17 protein-coding genes are annotated in these 16,542 nt (G+C 43.7%); 7 read left to right on the top strand and 10 right to left on the bottom strand.

The window, feature by feature from the left end; genetic code table 11:
* The first annotated feature begins 172 nt into the window (after window positions 1-172).
* Window positions 173-2,596, top strand: coding sequence for a TonB-dependent receptor (locus tag D2V05_RS17890; protein ID WP_119648876.1), 2,424 nt, complete (start codon window positions 173-175; stop codon window positions 2,594-2,596).
* 45 nt (window positions 2,597-2,641) lie between these two features.
* On the opposite strand, the gene D2V05_RS17885 is transcribed toward D2V05_RS17890, so the two are convergent.
* The 4 genes from D2V05_RS17885 to D2V05_RS17870 all read right to left on the bottom strand — a co-directional run bounded on the left by D2V05_RS17885 (window position 2,642) and on the right by D2V05_RS17870 (window position 6,256).
* Window positions 2,642-3,286: a response regulator transcription factor gene (locus D2V05_RS17885; protein ID WP_119649385.1), complete on the bottom strand. Its 645-nt coding sequence runs from the start codon at window positions 3,284-3,286 to the stop codon at window positions 2,642-2,644.
* Window positions 3,287-3,965: 679 nt separating this feature from the next.
* Entirely contained in the window at window positions 3,966-4,811 is an 846-nt protein-coding gene (locus D2V05_RS17880) for a TolB family protein (protein ID WP_119648875.1), read from the bottom strand.
* A 216-nt stretch (window positions 4,812-5,027) separates the two neighbouring features.
* Window positions 5,028-5,642: a MarC family protein gene (locus D2V05_RS17875; RefSeq protein ID WP_119649383.1), complete on the bottom strand. Its 615-nt coding sequence runs from the start codon at window positions 5,640-5,642 to the stop codon at window positions 5,028-5,030.
* A 230-nt stretch (window positions 5,643-5,872) separates the two neighbouring features.
* A complete protein-coding gene (locus tag D2V05_RS17870; RefSeq protein WP_119648874.1) occupies window positions 5,873-6,256 on the bottom strand; it encodes a DoxX family protein in 384 nt (127 codons plus the stop codon).
* A gap of 221 nt (window positions 6,257-6,477) precedes the next feature.
* Here D2V05_RS17870 and D2V05_RS17865 point away from each other — a divergent pair, with 221 nt between their 5' ends.
* The gene (locus D2V05_RS17865; RefSeq protein WP_119648873.1) at window positions 6,478-7,782 is read left to right on the top strand and encodes an OmpP1/FadL family transporter; all 1,305 of its coding nucleotides are present in this window, start codon (window positions 6,478-6,480) and stop codon (window positions 7,780-7,782) included.
* A gap of 64 nt (window positions 7,783-7,846) precedes the next feature.
* On the opposite strand, the gene D2V05_RS17860 is transcribed toward D2V05_RS17865, so the two are convergent.
* The gene (locus D2V05_RS17860) at window positions 7,847-8,611 is read right to left on the bottom strand and encodes an exodeoxyribonuclease III (RefSeq protein WP_119649382.1); all 765 of its coding nucleotides are present in this window, start codon (window positions 8,609-8,611) and stop codon (window positions 7,847-7,849) included.
* 164 nt (window positions 8,612-8,775) lie between these two features.
* Here D2V05_RS17860 and D2V05_RS17855 point away from each other — a divergent pair, with 164 nt between their 5' ends.
* The gene (locus D2V05_RS17855) at window positions 8,776-10,488 is read left to right on the top strand and encodes an adenosylcobalamin-dependent ribonucleoside-diphosphate reductase (protein ID WP_119648872.1); all 1,713 of its coding nucleotides are present in this window, start codon (window positions 8,776-8,778) and stop codon (window positions 10,486-10,488) included.
* Between the two features lie 14 nt (window positions 10,489-10,502).
* Here the strand turns inward: D2V05_RS17855 and deoD are convergent, their stop codons facing one another.
* The 4 genes from deoD to D2V05_RS17835 form a co-directional block, all read right to left on the bottom strand.
* Window positions 10,503-11,207 carry a purine-nucleoside phosphorylase gene (gene deoD / locus D2V05_RS17850; protein WP_119648871.1) on the bottom strand — a complete coding sequence of 235 codons (705 nt, stop codon included), beginning with the start codon at window positions 11,205-11,207 and terminating at the stop codon, window positions 10,503-10,505.
* A 9-nt stretch (window positions 11,208-11,216) separates the two neighbouring features.
* Window positions 11,217-11,855, bottom strand: coding sequence for a deoxyribose-phosphate aldolase (deoC, locus tag D2V05_RS17845; RefSeq protein ID WP_119648870.1), 639 nt, complete (start codon window positions 11,853-11,855; stop codon window positions 11,217-11,219).
* 1 nt (window position 11,856) lies between these two features.
* Window positions 11,857-12,261: a glycosyltransferase family protein gene (locus D2V05_RS17840; RefSeq protein WP_119648869.1), complete on the bottom strand. Its 405-nt coding sequence runs from the start codon at window positions 12,259-12,261 to the stop codon at window positions 11,857-11,859.
* An 87-nt stretch (window positions 12,262-12,348) separates the two neighbouring features.
* Window positions 12,349-12,729, bottom strand: a complete 381-nt coding sequence (locus tag D2V05_RS17835; protein ID WP_119648868.1) for a hypothetical protein — start codon at window positions 12,727-12,729, stop codon at window positions 12,349-12,351.
* Window positions 12,730-12,861: 132 nt separating this feature from the next.
* On the opposite strand from D2V05_RS17835, the gene D2V05_RS17830 reads away from it, so the two are divergent.
* The 4 genes from D2V05_RS17830 to D2V05_RS17815 all read left to right on the top strand — a co-directional run bounded on the left by D2V05_RS17830 (window position 12,862) and on the right by D2V05_RS17815 (window position 15,850).
* Window positions 12,862-13,215: a carboxymuconolactone decarboxylase family protein gene (locus D2V05_RS17830; RefSeq protein ID WP_183114858.1), complete on the top strand. Its 354-nt coding sequence runs from the start codon at window positions 12,862-12,864 to the stop codon at window positions 13,213-13,215.
* Window positions 13,216-13,290: 75 nt separating this feature from the next.
* A complete protein-coding gene (locus D2V05_RS17825; RefSeq protein WP_119648867.1) occupies window positions 13,291-14,079 on the top strand; it encodes an MlaE family ABC transporter permease in 789 nt (262 codons plus the stop codon).
* Entirely contained in the window at window positions 14,080-14,859 is a 780-nt protein-coding gene (locus D2V05_RS17820) for an ABC transporter ATP-binding protein (protein WP_119648866.1), read from the top strand.
* 1 nt (window position 14,860) lies between these two features.
* Entirely contained in the window at window positions 14,861-15,850 is a 990-nt protein-coding gene (locus D2V05_RS17815; protein ID WP_119648865.1) for an MlaD family protein, read from the top strand.
* Between the two features lie 14 nt (window positions 15,851-15,864).
* Here the strand turns inward: D2V05_RS17815 and D2V05_RS17810 are convergent, their stop codons facing one another.
* Entirely contained in the window at window positions 15,865-16,542 is a 678-nt protein-coding gene (locus D2V05_RS17810; RefSeq protein ID WP_119641397.1) for an ABC transporter ATP-binding protein, read from the bottom strand.

The following is a 16,542-nucleotide window of genomic DNA, read 5'->3' as shown; positions in this document are numbered from 1 at the left end:
TAAATCGGGGCTTTTTTTATTCCAAAAGTGTCAATGTCAGGACTATCCCATAAAAGGTGTAAGTAAAATAGCAAAGCAATTTTTTGTATATTTAAGCATAGTACATAGGAGCATCTCAAATTCCCTCCCCCATGTGATGTAAGGTGCCTGTGATTGACTAAACACTAAAATCATGAAAAACAAAGTTCGAGGGTTCTTTTTTACGTTTATTATTTTCTTTTTTTACATTACCGTGGGCCTTGCCCAAAGCTTGGATTTTAATCATAACAAACCGTATTGGAGCGGGTTGTCCTTTGACTTTCAGGACAATTTCAGGGATTCCCTCGCATCATGGCCCGAGCGTGTGATGCTCCAGATTGCCAATGAACATATTAATGCCGACGAACCTCTTTTTTTCAAGGCATATCTTACCACAGAGAAACAACCCAAGCGATATAGCAAAAGTGGGGTGTTGAATGTGGAATTGTTGGATGACAATGGAACGTTGCTGAAACGGCAATTCCATAAAATAGTAGATGGCATGGTTCGAGGGCAATTGGAACTCCCTAAAAATATGAAGTCCGGCAGCTATGCGGTCAAGGCATACACCCGTTGGTCGCAGAATTATGGTCCTGATTTCGTTGCGAGGGAGAAGATCAAGATAGGAGACTTGACAAACGGGAAAGAAATAACAAACGCTGTTTTCGAGGTGTCCATCATGCCCGAAGGTGGGACATTTTTAAATGATCATGAGAATAGGGTCATCATCAAATTCCCTTTGGATCAGAACCTAAAAATGGTTCAAAGTGGAAGAATATTGGATGAAAATAAACAAGAGGTAGCCCATGTTTCCTTTTACTCTTCAGGTCTGGGCACTGCCATTTTTAAACCGATGAAGGATAGTACTTATCAATTGGAATTGGAAGATGGAACGCTTTTCCCTATTCCGATGGCAGAAACAGAGGGATATCTTTTACATGTGAACAACCTGGATGAAAACAATGCCAAAATCCGGATCACTGCATCGGCCAATGCCCCAAAATCGGAATTGAGATTAATAGGAATGTCTGGGGGCATAACCTATTTTGAAAAGAAATTGAATTTCCGCGATGGAAGGACTTTGGACGTGGAGCTTTCCAAAGCCAATTTTCCGCATGGTGTCTTTACTTTAAAATTGGTGGACAACCTTGGTTCGGAATTGGCAGACAGACCTATCTGGATAGACGGGGCTAGACTTCATATAGACATAGAACCTGTTGGCTCAGGTACCGATGCCAATCAAAAAACATATAAAATAAAGGTGACCGACCATACCAATACACCTATAAAATCACAACTGGCCGTGAGTGTCAATCGCTATCATTTGGAAACCGAAAAGAGTTTGGATGAAAATAGTGTGGAACAAAACAGTTTATACACTTTTTCTGAAATCTTGGACGAAAGCAAAGTGTCGACCTACAGAAAAAAAACATTTTTAAAAGATTTGGACCTTTTGTCATCTGCCAATGAGTTTGGGACCCTTTCCAAGGAAGAAGACATGACCAACGACATCAAATTTTCATTTCAGAAGGGATTGGAGATTATGGGACATGCTTTTGATTTGAACAATACGCTATTGAGAAATACCACGATTCAGGTGGTAGCCTCAAATGATAAAGATGTTTGGATCGGGGAGGTTGAAACGGATGACCGGGGACTATTGAAATTGGACGATATCCAGATAGAAGGGGAGGCCACCTTAATATCCAGGACGAAAGGCGATGATGTGAAATCCAGATTGGTAAAGATTGTGCCCATACCCATGATGAAACAGAAAAAAAAGGTTTTGATGCCCTATGTGGCGGAAAATCCGAAACAAGTAGAAGAAGGTAAACCAACCGTTGTTTCGGAACCTTTCTATATTGATAAATCGGAAAAAATCATTGAACTGGGAGAAGTGGAAGTAGAGGGAAAAAGTGTTGAAAGGAAAAAATATACCCCGTCCCTGTACGGCATCAATTTGCCTCCAAATCGAATAAAATATCAGGATTTTGAGAAGCCCAAAAGCTTACTTCAGCTACTTGCGGAACTTCCGGGGGTTATAGTAAGTGGTGTGGAAACATTAAACCCAAAGGCGAGTGTGTTGGGAGCGGTAGGACCCATTTTATGGGTCGTGGATGGCTTTCCATTGTCCCAAGAAGGGACCGGAACGCAGATGGGTACCAGTTCCCAAAGTGCTCTTGTTGAAATTATGAGCTTGGTCAGTGATAGGGATGTTGAAAGGATAGAATTGTTGAAAGGACCAGAAGCATCCATTTTTGGAAGCAGGGCTTCTGGAGGTGTTTTTATCATTTACACTCGGAAAGGGAACGAGTTGGAATATATTCGAAGGAAGGAAGGTCAATTGGTCTTTGAAGGGTACACCACCGCTCTCGATTTTAATGAATACAAGGAAAGCCTTTCCCGAAGAAAGGAAGAAAAAATCAATTTGCTGTATTGGAACCCACAACTGGAGACTGACGAAAACGGAGAGGCAACCATAACGATCCCTCTGCCTTCCGATAATTCTGGTATCAAGATTGAAGCGAGTACCATATCGCTGGATGGAAAGATTGGGATGGCGAGTATCATAAATTAAAAAAGCGGGGCTTGCCCCGCTTTTTCTATGATAGCATTTTTGGGCCTAGGCCGCATTGAGTTGGCGAATCTCCATTTCCTTCAACTTTTGCAAAGCTTCCGATTTGGAGTTCACATTCAGTTTGACGTAAATGTTCTGGATATGAAAATTTACGGCGCTGGGTGTTACGCAAAGTCGATCGGCAATCATTTTATAGGTGAATCCTTGGGTGAGCAGTTCAATGATCTGGTTCTCTTTTCGCGAGAAGGAATCGAATGACTTGGTCTGGAACGAGCTGATGATTTTCTTCGCCACATCCAGTTCCAAGGCCACACCATGCTGTCCCAATGCATCGAGCGCATGGAACAATCGCTCTTTGGTCAAAGGTTTGATGAGGTAACCGCACGCTCCTTTTTTAAAGGCTTCCTTAATGAGTTTAAAGTCGTTCTTTTTACTCATCATCAAGACCTTGAGGTCTTCGTTCTTTTTGTAGAAATACTCCAGCCCGTCAATGCCGGTAATACCGTTCAATTGGGCCTCGCAAAGGATTACGTCCGGTATGGAGCGACCAAAATTGGACAGCAGTTCATGCACCGATTTGTAGATTCCATGCAGCTCGTAGGTTACATCATCGTTAAAATAAAGCCTGTAGATGGGGTCCAGTGCTTCATCATTGTCGATGATGGCAATTTTTACTGTGTTAGTTTTCATGATAAGAAAGATTTGGGGGATTAATTCTTTTACATTTTTTAAACTTAAGGTTAACATAGGGCAAATGAAGCCCTTTCCGCGGTTTGAACAGATTAAGTTTTGATAAAACCAATGGGGCACAAAGTTTTGTCAAACAGAAACTTGCGCTATGGAAATACCAGGGTTTAAAAATTCAAACCGGGTACAATCCCTTTGGGATTGGATCAAAAATTGGGTTTAGTCGAGGTAGGTTTACCTCGTTGGAAAGCTATTCCGAATAGGACTTTGGAATGCCTTTTTTCCGAGTGTTGTAGTTTTTCTTCATGACTAATAGATTTGGGATTGTATTATTTCAAGAGTCAAATTAGAATTTTTTAGGATGCAATAGAATTTTTTGTAGTGTTTTTCGTTCAACTGCACTTTTAGAATATCGCCAAAACGTGCATTTTGTCCGATAAAATACAGTTAACATGTTGATATGTAGTACCCTAAATAAAAAAATAGGGTGCCGTCCCATCAGCACCCTATTCTTGGTAAAATCGGTCAGATTGAAATAATACAACCCGCTTTCTATGATAGACTGTCAGTTCCCCCTGTCTTTCTTATCATGGTCATGAGTGTTTCGATTCTCGGCTATGTGAAACAACTTCATTATGACACTTCAGGTAGTTGACCGATTCCGTGTAGTAAGTTATTCAGTTTATTGTTGGTCCTCGTACGATGTGGTTGCGTACTCGGAACTTGTGTTCATTACGGTTTGGAGACCGGCATCACTTTCCGCAACATCGTTGTACCCATCTTGCTTATTGGAACGTCCGTAGGCTACGGTATATTGTGAAATGGTGTTGTTGAAACCTCTGTTGGACACGACCAACCCTAATTTCTTCTCTGGACTGAGTTGGATGGCATACTCATCGCTCTTACTGTTGATATGGCCACCTAGGTTCACGGATGGGGTCAATGTGTTCTGTACCACTTGGGTGGCGTAAAGGTCAAGACCACCATATCCGTCCCTTCCTTCGGAAGCGAAGAACAATAAGGTACCATTGTAGATGCTGGGATACAACTCATCTTCCTTGGTATTCACTTTGGGTCCCAGGTTTTTGGATACACCCAAGCTACCATCGGCCTTAATATCGGCCACGTAGATGTCATATTTTCCATAGCTTCCTTTCATATTGGAAGCGAAGAACAATCTTTTTCCATCCTCTGAAACCGTTGGATGTTTTGCTGAATAGTGGTTGGGACACACATCCATTTTGGTAATGTTGGTCCATTCACCATTGACTTTTTCAGCTCGGTAAATTTCATGTACCAATTCTTTCTTGGAGAAAACACCGTAAAGTGGTTTTTGGTACGAAGCTTTGCTGAAGTAGGCTGTTTTACCATCTTTTGTGATGGACATGGATGGGACATAACCATCTACCGAGGAAACTCCACCTTCCATATTGTCGGTTAGCATTTCTTTTGCCATTTGGCCAAAAGTGGTTTGGCTTGCAAAAATCATTCCTGTAACAAGTAGGCTGTAAAAGATTGAACGTGTCATGATGTATTGATTTGGGGGTTAATACATGACAAAGATCAAAAAGAATTCAAGGGAATACTTATGAATTTTTCATAGGTTTTTGATTTTAACGATTAAAAAGTGCAGTTTATCGAATATTTTTTACCGTTTTTTCAGATGAAAGGGATTGAAAGTACCGTTTAACGGGATTTTTGGTCGTTCATCAGCGGCTCTGCAAATCAAAAAGATTGATTTTCACTACTTTAAAATAACAAAGAAGTCCCTTAACCCACTAAGGATGCTTTGGACAGCATAAGAGGCCAATATCAATCCCATGACCTTACTAATAACGGTTATACCATATTCGCCAATACGTTTCTGCACCACATTTGCGGCCAAAAGAATAGTCATGGTTATGGCTATTACCACCAATACCAGAAAAGTGGTTATGGCCTGCTGCTGTACGGAATAAATATGATTGTCGGTCAAGAGCACTACTGCCATAATGGCCCCGGGTGATGCAATGGATGGAATGGCCATAGGAAATATGGTGACATGTTTATAATCCGTAATGTGGTGTTTTTCGGATTGTGGTTTTCCTTCCCCGAAGATCATCGTCAAGGCAAAAAGAAAAAGAATGACCCCACCGGATATCTGGAAAGCATCCAAGGTAACATCCATTCCCTCCAAGATCACTTGTCCCACCAAAATGAAGAAGAGCAAGATGGCAAACGCAACAATGGAAGCCCTGATGGCTACCTTTTTCTTATGTCGTTCACTCAACTGTTTTGTGGCTTCCAAATACACGGGTACCGATCCAAGAGGGTCGATTACGGCAATAAGGAAAAGAATGGTGGTTAGAATTTCTGTGATCATGGGAATGAGTTGGAATACCAAAAATAAGAGTTTTGGGAACGTCAATCTTTGGAATGGAACAGCTTTTTAATGGCTTTGGGTGGTTCAAAAGGATATGTAAAGTATACCAGACCGAAGAACTGGTCCTTTCAATATTGGAGGTGTTATCTTCGTTGTACCAATCCGTACTGAAATTCAGGTTGATACCAAATAGCAACTTTCCAATCTGGAGTTTAGTACCAAAAGCTCTATTTGTTGATTCTTGGAATCCTCTCTTTATTTTTCCAAACCAAAATGACACAAAAAATAAAGGTAACGAGCGCCAACGTGAATAAAGTGCCCCCATCATTTTGGACCACGACACCAAGCTTTGTGATATGGGAAAACAGCGCGCCGCTCATGATGCCCACCCCCAAGATGGCACCAAGCCATGTGGTTCTGGGTACGAGGATGAGAATCGCCACAATCAGTTCTACCACCCCAAGCCCGATCCTGCCCACGGGTTCCAGTCCCAAGGTTTCAAAGATATGGATGGATTCCGGTGCCCCGGAAAATTTGAAATAAAGGGTTTGCAATAAGATGACCGCAGGTATAATTCTAAGGGCCAAGTCAAGGATGGATTTTGTTTTCATGATGATGGTGTTTGTTCATTTGACATGATAGTCGTAAAAATCCAGCAATGTTAACGCCGTCACTTTTAGGCCAATAATACTGGCTATCGTGACATTTATCATACTATTTTGACTGTCTAGTCCGTAGGTTTGTGACCAGTATCAACTTTACAGCAACTGATGCTTGTTCACACTACCATTACAGGTGAAAAAAGTCATTTACTGTCTAAAAATCTGTACAAATGAAAAATCTCTTCTTTTTAATGTGCACCTACCTCTGCACAACAGCAATGTTTTCCCAAGCAGGACACATTATGCAAGGTGTGGGTTCGGTGAATATGTCCGTGGGTGGTGCAGCCACTGCGCAACCACTGGATATTTCTGGAGCGCTCCATTGGAACCCTGCGACCATTTCGACCTTTGACGACACTATCCTAAAACTGGATATTGGGTTGTTCTTTTCTTCTCCTGAACTGAGTTCTACCGTTCCTGAATTTGATGGTGAGGGGCAACCCACCGGAAATTTCTTCAGCGGTACCACCGAGGATGACCGTGGTGTTTCTCCAATGCCTGCATTGGCCATGGTTTGGGGCAAACCAGAGAGCAAGCACACTTTTGGTGCTTCCATTTTTGGAATCAGTGGTTTTGGGGTAACTTTTCCGGAAAGCACTTCCAACCCTATCAACATGCCACAGAGCATGGGTGGTTTTGGACGGGTGGAATCAGATTACATGCTGCTCCAAATTGGACTGGCATGGGCCTATGAGTTGACCGATGAGCTTTCTTTCGGTATTCAACCGACCCTAGATTATGCGGCACTGGAATTGATGCCCAACCCAACCGCTGACCCTACACAAGCTGGGTATCCATCGACCGACAAGGCTTCAGCCATTGGATTTGGGGGTCAAGTGGGCCTTTTTTACAACTCTCCTTCGGGCATTAAAGCAGGGGTATCCTATAAAACCACTCAATATTTTGGGGATTTTGATTTGGACAACACCTATTTGGACGGTACCACAGGAACCAACTCCTTCAATATGGATTACCCTGCCATTCTATCCTTCGGTTTAGGTTATTCCTTGGGCTTCATTGATTTGGCCTTGGATTACAGGATTGTGGATTACGAAAACACCGATGGTTTTTCTTCCGTTGGATGGACAGAAACAGGCTCCGTACAGGGATTTGGCTGGCAGAACATCAATATCGTTTCTGCTGGTTTGCAGTACAAGGGTATCAACAAGTTTCCGATACGGGTAGGGTATACCTATAGTTCCAATCCTATCGATAGCGATGTGGCCTTTTTTAATATTCCCGCGACCGCTATCATCAAAAATGCCTTTCAAGTGGGATTTAGCTACGAGTTCAGTGATAAGTTCACCATGGATGCCCTCTATCATTATGGTTCCAGCGGAGGATCTACCTCAGGTCCATTGTTGAACCCTCAATTTGCACAAGCGTACCCACCTTATGGTGCCATTCCAGGAAGCGAGGTGTCTTATGACATGACCACTTCCATGATTGGAATTGGTGCTTCCATTAAATTGTGAGATAGTGTAAAATAACCAATCTAAACGTGAAAGCCCCCAAATTTGGGGGCTTTTTCATTTTATGTTATAGTTCGATGTCCAATGCGATGGGGCAGTGGTCCGAGCCCAATACATTCGGAAATATTTCAACGGACTTCACTTTTTCCATAAGACTGGGACTCACCAAAAAATAATCGATGCGCCACCCCACATTGCGCTCCCTAGCCTTAAAACGGTAGCTCCAATACGTGTAGGCCTCCTCATCTGGGTGTAGCTGTCGGAAAGAATCCACAAAACCTGAATTCAAAAAATTGTCCATCCCATCGATTTCGATTTGGGTATACCCCGCTGTTTTGTTGTAGTTGGATTTATCGTTTTTTAGGTCAATAGGTCGATGGGCCACATTAAAATCCCCACAAACGATCACAGGCTTTTTGGTCTCTAAATTTTTCAAGTAGGCCAGAAAATCCGCATCCCATGTTTTTCGATAATCCAAACGATCCAGTTGCTGCCCGGAATTGGGCACGTATACATTCACCAGATAAAAGTTGTCGTATTCCGCACATTGGATCCTTCCTTCGGTATCGTGCTCCGGAACACCCATATCATTGTTGATGGACAAAGGTTTTTGCTTGCTCAGCAAAGCAGTTCCGGAATATCCTTTTCTTTCGGCAGAGTTAAAATAGGAAACATAATTCCCCATAACGGAAAGCTCGTTTTCCACTTCATGGTCCTGTGCTTTGGTCTCTTGCAAGCAGAGAATATCGGGGTCCAGGTTATTAATGTTTTCAAAAAAATCTTTTTTTACAACGGCCCTCACACCGTTCACGTTCCAAGAAATGATTCGCATGGCTTCTGCTTTAAACTTAATGGTTAAAGATATGGAAATAGGATGGTCTTGGAAAGGCAAATAATGATACTGGGATGTATAAAAACACAAGTGCGGCACTGACCTAGATCATAGTATACAGCATCACCTAACAGTACTTTTATGGAACTGACAATTTGAGGTAAATGAAACTTTCCGCCAATGCCATTCAGCTACTCGAAGCAAGGTATTTCCTGAAGAATACCGAAGGCCGGATTGTGGAATCCCCGGAACAATTATTTAGGCGGGTGGCCAAACATATCGCGAGTGTTGAAGAGGATAAGGACTTTTGGGAAAACCGTTTCTATAATTTGATGGCCCATCTCCACTTTTTGCCCAATTCGCCCACTTTGATGAACGCTGGATTGCCAAACGGACAGTTGAGCGCCTGTTTTGTGTTACCGGTGGAAGATAGTTTGGAAGGTATTTTCTCCACGTTGAAGGATATGGCATTGATTCATCAGAGCGGTGGGGGAACGGGGTATAACTTTTCCAAACTTCGTCCCCAAGGGGACCGTGTCTCAGCGTCGGGTGGAACTTCTTCAGGTCCTTTGGCGTTTATCAAGGTATACGATACAGCAACCGAACAGGTAAGGCAAGGTGGCAAGAGAAGAGGGGCGAATATGGGCATCTTGAATGTAGACCATCCCGATATCGAGGCCTTCATCACGGCAAAATCCAAAGGGGATGAACTTCAAAATTTCAATCTTTCCGTTGGGATTTTGGATGATTTCATGAGGGCGGTACAAAATGATGAGACTTGGAATTTGATCAACCCAAGGAACAACAAAGTTACCAAGACCATAAGGGCCAAAGAACTGTGGGATTTGATTATTTCGCAGGCATGGGCCACAGGGGACCCTGGATTGATTTTTTTGGACACCATCAACAAACATAACCCGTTACCCAAACTTGGTAAAATACAAAGTACTAACCCTTGTGGTGAAGTCCCCTTGTTTGAATACGAAAGTTGTAATCTGGGATCGTTGAACCTTTCAAAAATGGTCAAACATGAGAATGGTATATGGCAGGTGGATTGGAAGACATTGGAACATTGTGTTCAAGTTTCCATGCGATTTTTGGATAATGTCATTTCAGCCAACCATTATCTGCTTTCCCAAATAGAAACCGCGACCAAGAACAACCGAAAAGTGGGTCTGGGCCTTATGGGATGGGCAGAATTGTTGGCCATTTTGGAGATACCCTATGCATCGGACAAGGCTGTGGAGATGGGAGAAAAAATCATGCGGTTCATTCAGGCAAAAAGCTACGAAACCTCAGAAGCGTTAGCAAAGGAACGAGGTGCGTTTCCCAATTGGGAAGAAAGTGTTTTCAGTCCCAAGACTCCTCTGAGGAATGCCACTTGTAATAGTATTGCGCCTACAGGCAGTATTTCGGTGATTGCCGATACATCCTATTCCATCGAACCCTTTTATGCCTTGGCGTACAAGCGGGTGGGCATCTTGGAAAACGAGACCCAGTTGGAAATCAATCCAGTATTTGTTTCGAAGATGAAAAAGTTGGGATTATGGAATGAGAGCTTAAAAAATGAGGTGTTATCCACTGGAAGCATCCAACATCTGGTCACTTTGCCATCAGAAGTCAGAAAGCTCTTCGAAACCAGTTTGGAAATACCTTGGCAATATCATTTACAGCACCAAAGGGCCTTCCAGAAATACACGGACAATGCGGTATCCAAGACTATCAATTTAAGCCATGAAACAGATACGGACACCATCTCTGAAATTTACCGCACTGCCTGGGAATATGGACTAAAGGGTATTACCGTTTATAGGGACGGCAGTAAGGCCAACCAAGTACTACAGGCCTGTCAGTTAAATAGAAGTGCCAACTGCTAGACGGGACTGATTTTTTACGAAATGGCCGCCGCCAAGGCAATTTCCACCATATCCGTGAACGAGTTTTCACGGGCTTTGGCAGATAATCGTTCCCCGGTCACCAAGGAATCTGAAATGGTGAGAACGGTGAGGGCCTTTATATTATATTTTGCAGCAATGGTATAAAGTCCTGCCGTTTCCATCTCCACACAAAGAATACCGTACTGGGCCCAAAGCTTGTATTCCTCGGGGTCGTCCCCATAGAATTCGTCCGAGGAAAGGATGTTGCCCGCCTTTACGGGGATGTTGTGTTCCTTGGCATAATTTACCGCTTTTTGGAACAGTTCAAAATCGGCGGTGGGGGAATAATCCGAGTTGAGAAACCGGGAATTGTTCATACCAGAAGTGGTAGAGGCCGCCATGGCCAGGACCACATCGTTCACTTTTACATCTTCTTGGTACGACCCGGCCGATCCCACCCGAATGATGTTCTTTACCCCATAATCCTTGATGAGTTCGTGAAAGTAGATCATGGAAGAAGGCATACCCATGCCGCTTCCCTGAACGGAAACCCTGTGGCCCTTGTATGTGCCTGTGTAGCCCAACATACCACGAATCCTATTGTAGCAAACAGGGTCGTCCAAAAAAGTTTCGGCAATCCATTTGGCCCGAAGGGGATCCCCGGGCATCAATACGGTTTCTGCAATTTCTCCTTTTTTGGCTTCTATGTGTATGCTCATGCGAATGGTTTATTTCAACAGTGTGGGCCCGGAAGAGGTTCCGATGCGGGAAACACCCAGTTCTATATATTTTAATGTGGTCTCCTTATCCTTGATGCCGCCTGAAGCCTTGATCTTTGCCTTGTCGCCAACCATTCTTTTCATCAAGATCACATCTTCAAAAGTGGCGCCGCCACTACCAAATCCAGTGGAAGTCTTTACAAAGTCGGCACCGGCCTCTACGGAGAGGGAACAGGCCATTTCTTTCTCTTCATCGTTGAGATAACAGGTTTCCAGGATTACCTTCAAAATTTTATCACCAATGGCCAATTTAATGGCTTGGATTTCATTTTTTACAGCCTCGTATATCTTGGATTTTAGCCATCCTATATTGATGACCATGTCAATTTCATCCGCGCCTTGTTCTACATAGTCCCTGGCTTCGAATACCTTGGCCTTTGTGGACATGGCCCCCAAGGGAAACCCGATAACGGCGGCAAGTTTTACCTTGGAATTCTTCAACTCCTCTTTGGCAAGGGGAAGATGGCAACCGTTCACACATACCGCATAAAAACCATAGGTTTTGGCCTCAAGGCATAGTTGCTTGATATCGGCCACAGTGGCCGTGGGTTTTAGATTGGTATGGTCGATGTACTCGGCTAAGGACATATCAAAGGGCAAAGAGGTGTTCGAGATTCATCAAAATCATCATTTCAGACCTGTTCTTACCCGCAAAGGAACTTGCAATGGATTCCGCAGTCTCCAAAATCAGGGCTTTCAACTCCGGGGTGAACTTTTCGGGATACTCTTTGTAAAAATCCTTGAACTCTTCAAAATACTCCGTTCCGTCTTTTTCCTCTTCGTCCAACCAATCAAAAACTGTTTCTATCTGGTATGCGGCATCGGTTTGGAACTCATCTTCCACGGGGTCCACATCCAACCAATATTGCCTGACATACTTTCGTACCCTTTCAATCTCGGCGGGACGGACAGCATTATCGGACATGGCCACGGCATAAAAAAGTTTGCCGAGGTTTTGGTAAAATTCATTTCCTATTCTCTCTGAATTGAGCATATCTTAAAAATTTGTATCCTGTAAAAGTACAATCAATGCCCCATGTTTTAATAGGACATCGGTCATTTTTTACCTTGGGAAACAAATCTAGTTGCTTCTACGGGTAACGGTTTTGTTGCTGCGTCCCCTGTTGGCATTGTTTTCTTGATGATAGCGTTGGATGTTGTCATCGTAATAATTGCGCACCCTTTCATACCGATATCTGTTCAGGTCAGTGGCCCGATATTGATTGGGAAGCTCCCGGCGTCGTACCCAGACCTCTCCGTCCAAGTAAACATAGGTCCTTGTGGATAGGTCATAATAAATGCTGATTTCTGGGAAGAAAACATATCGTACCGCTTCAACCCTGTGTGGGTAAAACCAAGGAGGTGGCGGGTCTGCCAATCGGTGCGAGACAATTACGGGACCACACGCCTGTAACCCTAATAAAGCGAACATCAAGATTGAATAAAAAACAGTCCTTTTCATGGCAAAACAATTTAGTATTACAAGGTAGTGCAATGGCCCATTTCGAGTAAATGATCTAAATCATTCCCTGATGTTTTGGTTTGGGATAGTTTTATGAAGAATACCAAAGGATAGAAATCTAAATTCATTGTCATGCTAAAAGATCATACCAGAAAATATCATGAGTTGATTGGGTTGATGGGGAAATTGGGAGGAGAAATTCCAGACACCATGAAAGCTTTTGATCAACTTCATAAGTCGAGCACCGTTGATGGTGCCCTCAGCAAAAAAACCAAGGAACTGATTGCCCTTGGGATTGCCATTACCGTAAGATGTGATGGCTGTATCTCGTTCCACGTGAACGATGCCCTACAATCCGGAGCCAGTACCCAAGAGGTGTTGGAAACTATCGGAGTGGCCATCCTAATGGGTGGAGGACCATCTGTAGTATATGGTTGCGAGGCATTGGAAGCCCTGCAGCAGTTCTCGGTGCTACAAGAGCACTAGTCGTTTAGCAACTGATCTTGGTCATTTTTAAGCTTGGACAACTGCCCTATTTTTGGGAGAAAGGAATAATGGACCATGTTTATGGATATAAAGTTCAACATGGTCAATAGGACCAAGCAATTCTTTATGGAAATAGGAGATTTGTCCTATTTCGCGGCCCGCTTTTTTAAACAGGCCGTAAAACCCCCATTTGAATTCAAGGAACTGTTGAGACAATGTTACCAAGTCGGGAACCGATCGTTATTGTTGGTCGTTACCACGGGCTTCATCATTGGTTTGGTACTGACCCTACAGACCCGGCCTACCCTTATCGAGTTTGGGGCGGTGTCCTGGATGCCCAATATGGTCGGCATTTCCATCGTCAGGGAAATCGGTCCGGTCATCACCGCTTTGATCTGTTCCGGACGTATCGCCTCCGGGTTTGGTGCCGAATTGGGTTCCATGAAGGTCACCGAACAGATAGACGCCATGGAAGTTTCAGGGACCAATCCCTTTAAATATTTGGTGGTGACCCGAATTTTGGCGGCAACCCTCATGTTGCCGTTATTGGTCATTTTTGGGGATCTGATAGCATTGTACGGTTCCTCCCTAGTAGAATATTTTAAGGGAAATGTTTCGTTTCGGTTGTATTTCAATAAAGTTTTTGAAGCCCTTTCTTATGGGGATTTGATTCCGGCGACCATAAAGTCCTTCTTTTTTGGCTTTGTCATTGGTCTTACCGGTTGTTACAAGGGCTACAAAACAGGTCGAGGAACGGCAGGTGTGGGCATTGCGGCCAATACGGCAGTGGTGATGGCATCGTTGCTGTTGTTCGTGGTGGATTTTATCGCGGTGTTCGTTTCTGATATTTTTTATGAATTGTAGATGGAAACCAAGGAAAAAATAGTGGCAGGAGTAGCAGAAGCGAGTGGGGAAGTGGTCATCAAGATCAAGGGCCTATGCAAGAGCTTTGGCGACAACCAGGTTCTGAAAGGTTTCAACATGGAGCTACGGAAAGGGGAAAACTTGGTAGTTATGGGCAAATCGGGTTCGGGAAAATCGGTCATGATCAAATGTTTGGTTGGTTTGATGTCCCCCGATAGCGGTTATGTAGAGGTTTTGGGCAAGGACATCAACAATTTAGATCAAATCGCCTTGGACGAACTCCGTTCCGATATAGGGTTTCTTTTTCAGGGCAGTGCCCTTTACGATTCTATGACCGTACGGGAAAATCTTGAATTTCCCATGCGACGACATCGTAAGAAATTCGAAGGAATTACTGATACCTTGCCTTTGGTAAGGGAAGCGCTCGAGAATGTGGGACTGGCCCATACCATGGATTTGATGCCCTCGGAACTCTCCGGAGGAATGAAAAGACGGGTGGCTTTGGCCAGGGCCATCATCCTGAAACCAAAATTGATATTGTACGACGAACCCACCAGTGGTCTCGACCCCATAACCTCCAAAGAAATTATAGAGCTCATGCGGAGCATTCAGAAAAAATATGGTACTTCTGCATTGATCATTACACATGATGTGGATTGTGCACGGGTAATCTCCGAACGGATGATCTTGTTGGTGGATGGAACAAATTACGCAGAGGGGACCTATGCGGAACTGGTAACCTCACAAGACCCTAATGTGAACGCTTTTTTTAAAAAATGATATGGCGAATAAAACTTCCATACAGAATCTAAAACTGGGCATCTTCGTGGTGCTGGGCACCGTGTTGATCTTGGTGGCCTCCTATCTCATCGGGAACAGGCAGAACATGTTCGTCAAAAACTTTACGGTGAATGCTGTGTTCAGGAATGTTAACGGGCTTCAAGTAGGGAACAATGTTCGTTTTTCGGGAATCAACATTGGTACTGTGGATAAAATAGAGATGATGAACGATACCACCATTTACGTCTACATGAAAATGGAAGAAAAAATGCGAAGCCACATAAAGAACAATGCCATAGCTACCATAGGTTCCGATGGTTTGGTGGGCAGCATGTTGGTCAACATTGTGCCGGGAGTAGGTGAGGCGCCTTCGGTACAGCAGGGCGACCAACTGGTATCCTATAGCAGGATTGCCTCCCAGGACATGTTGAACACCCTAAATGTAACGAATGAGAATGCCGCTTTGTTGACTTCCGATCTCTTAAAAGTGACCCAATCCTTGGTAGAAGGAAAGGGAACCTTGGGACGATTGCTCAACGACACCCAAATGGCAGACGATTTGAAGGCGACCATTACCAACCTGAAATACAGCAGCAACAAGGTCAATACCACGTTGGATGAACTCCAAAAAGCCATTGAAGGCACCAAAAGTGATGAAAGTATCGCGGGGGTGCTGTTGTCGGACAGTATATCGGCCACAAAGCTCAGGAACATTATCCAGAATTTGGAAACCTCCAGTGTTGAGATCAACAGGATGACCCAAAACCTGAATGCCGTTGTAGAGGACATCAACAAAGGGGAAGGTATGCTCCGTATGGTGGCCACGGATACCGCAATGGCCAATCATTTGATGAAGACCATGCAGAACATTGAAGAAGGAACGGAAAAATTCAATGAAAATATGGAGGCCCTAAAGCACAATTTCCTTACTCGGGGCTATTTTAGAAAACTGGAGAAGGAACAGAAGAAAGCCAATAATCAAAAAGAATGAAAGGGAAACGGACTTTATGGGTTCAGGATGATACCGTCCTCCATTTGTATGATACGGTCCGTGCGTTTGGCAAAATCCTCGTCATGGGTAACGACCAATAAGGATAGCCCTTGTTGTTCCTTCAGGTTTTTGAAGATGTTGAACACGTTCTCCGAGTTATGGCTGTCCAAGTTTCCCGTAGGTTCATCACCCATCAAAATGGTAGGGTCGTTGATCAAGGCCCGGGCAATGGCCACCCGTTGTTTTTCCCCACCTGATATCCTTGAGGCCCTTTGGTGCGCTAAATGGCCAATGTGGAGCATTTCGAGCTTTTGGTGTGCATCGCGTTCAATTTCCTGATTCGACTTTTCCCCGAGCTTTTTGGCCGGGAGCATTACGTTTTCCAACACACTGAATTCCGATAACAGGTAATGGAACTGAAACACAAAGCCGATGTTCTTGTTCCTGATCCGTGATAATTGCTGATGGGTCTTCCCTGTTACCAATTCGTTGTTGAGGAAAAGCTCGCCCGTATAATCCGTATCCATGGTGGAAAGGATATACAACAACGTGGATTTTCCAGACCCGGATTTTCCCATGATGGAGGCAAATTCACCGACCTTCACCCCAAATGAAACATTCTTTAGGACATGAAAGTCCTTGGGTTTTCGAAAGTGTTTGTTGATATTTTTGGCTTCTAGTACAAAATTCAT

Origin of the sequence: Flagellimonas pelagia (genome assembly GCF_003584135.1) — a bacterium.
GTDB lineage: Bacteria > Bacteroidota > Bacteroidia > Flavobacteriales > Flavobacteriaceae > Flagellimonas > Flagellimonas pelagia.
This window is presented reverse-complemented; position numbering and strand designations above follow the sequence as displayed.

What these genes read in the sequence shown, in the direction of transcription:
- D2V05_RS17835 (WP_119648868.1), bottom strand. Translation starts at nt 12,729, where the DNA reads ATGAAAAGGACTGTTTTTTATTCAATCTTGATGTTCGCTTTATTAGGG.
- D2V05_RS17890 (WP_119648876.1), top strand. Translation starts at nt 173, where the DNA reads ATGAAAAACAAAGTTCGAGGGTTCTTTTTTACGTTTATTATTTTCTTT.
- D2V05_RS17810 (WP_119641397.1), bottom strand. Translation starts at nt 16,542, where the DNA reads ATGAATTTTGTACTAGAAGCCAAAAATATCAACAAACACTTTCGAAAA.
- D2V05_RS17825 (WP_119648867.1), top strand. Translation starts at nt 13,291, where the DNA reads ATGTTTATGGATATAAAGTTCAACATGGTCAATAGGACCAAGCAATTC.
- D2V05_RS17885 (WP_119649385.1), bottom strand. Translation starts at nt 3,286, where the DNA reads ATGAAAACTAACACAGTAAAAATTGCCATCATCGACAATGATGAAGCA.
- D2V05_RS17830 (WP_183114858.1), top strand. Translation starts at nt 12,862, where the DNA reads ATGCTAAAAGATCATACCAGAAAATATCATGAGTTGATTGGGTTGATG.
- D2V05_RS17820 (WP_119648866.1), top strand. Translation starts at nt 14,080, where the DNA reads ATGGAAACCAAGGAAAAAATAGTGGCAGGAGTAGCAGAAGCGAGTGGG.
- D2V05_RS17865 (WP_119648873.1), top strand. Translation starts at nt 6,478, where the DNA reads ATGAAAAATCTCTTCTTTTTAATGTGCACCTACCTCTGCACAACAGCA.
- deoD (WP_119648871.1), bottom strand. Translation starts at nt 11,207, where the DNA reads ATGAGCATACACATAGAAGCCAAAAAAGGAGAAATTGCAGAAACCGTA.
- D2V05_RS17860 (WP_119649382.1), bottom strand. Translation starts at nt 8,611, where the DNA reads ATGCGAATCATTTCTTGGAACGTGAACGGTGTGAGGGCCGTTGTAAAA.
- D2V05_RS17870 (WP_119648874.1), bottom strand. Translation starts at nt 6,256, where the DNA reads ATGAAAACAAAATCCATCCTTGACTTGGCCCTTAGAATTATACCTGCG.
- D2V05_RS17840 (WP_119648869.1), bottom strand. Translation starts at nt 12,261, where the DNA reads ATGCTCAATTCAGAGAGAATAGGAAATGAATTTTACCAAAACCTCGGC.
- D2V05_RS17880 (WP_119648875.1), bottom strand. Translation starts at nt 4,811, where the DNA reads ATGACACGTTCAATCTTTTACAGCCTACTTGTTACAGGAATGATTTTT.
- deoC (WP_119648870.1), bottom strand. Translation starts at nt 11,855, where the DNA reads ATGTCCTTAGCCGAGTACATCGACCATACCAATCTAAAACCCACGGCC.
- D2V05_RS17815 (WP_119648865.1), top strand. Translation starts at nt 14,861, where the DNA reads ATGGCGAATAAAACTTCCATACAGAATCTAAAACTGGGCATCTTCGTG.
- D2V05_RS17855 (WP_119648872.1), top strand. Translation starts at nt 8,776, where the DNA reads ATGAAACTTTCCGCCAATGCCATTCAGCTACTCGAAGCAAGGTATTTC.